The sequence below is a fragment of the Massilia sp. TSP1-1-2 genome (assembly GCF_049896185.1).
In the GTDB taxonomy this organism is placed as follows: domain Bacteria; phylum Pseudomonadota; class Gammaproteobacteria; order Burkholderiales; family Burkholderiaceae_D; genus Telluria_A.
The window spans coordinates 1-541 of sequence record NZ_JAFCTU010000219.1 but is presented as its reverse complement, the minus strand read 5'-3'; the positions used below and the strand labels follow the sequence as shown (position 1 = coordinate 541).

1 protein-coding gene is annotated in these 541 nt (G+C 64.9%); it reads left to right on the top strand.

Translation table 11 applies throughout. The features are described from left to right. On the top strand, positions 1 to 541 hold a 541-nt coding region (locus tag ACP7BV_RS27795; RefSeq protein ID WP_426108150.1), incomplete at both ends, for a circularly permuted type 2 ATP-grasp protein.

Sequence of the window (541 nt, the reverse complement as noted above, 5' to 3'; positions counted from 1 at the left end):
GCAGGAAACCCTGGCCCGCCAGGCGCCCGGCGATGATCAGCCGCCGCTGATCGTGCTGCTCACGCCGGGGCGTTTCAACGAAAGTTATTTCGAACACCTCTACCTCGCGCGCCAGCTCGGCTACCCGCTGGTGGAAGGCGGCGACCTGACCGTGCGCGACAGCACCGTATTTCTGAAAACCCTCAGCGGCCTGCGGCGGGTGAACGCGATCATGCGCCGCCTGGACGACGACTTCTGCGACCCGCTGGAACTGCGTACCGACTCGGCCCTCGGCGTGCCCGGCCTGCTCGACGCCGTGCGCCAGGGCAATGTGCTGGTGGCCAACGCCTTGGGCAGCGGCGTGTTGGAATCTCCAGGTTTGCTTGGCTTTCTGCCGAAAATAAACGAATTCCTGTTTGGCGAAGAACTGATCCTGCCGTCCATCGCCACCTGGTGGTGCGGTGAAGCGCCGGTGCTCGCCGAGGCGCTGGAGAAACTGCCGGAGCTGCTGATCAAGCCGGCGTTCCCGTCGCAAAGTTTCGCGCCGGTATTTGGCCGCGAC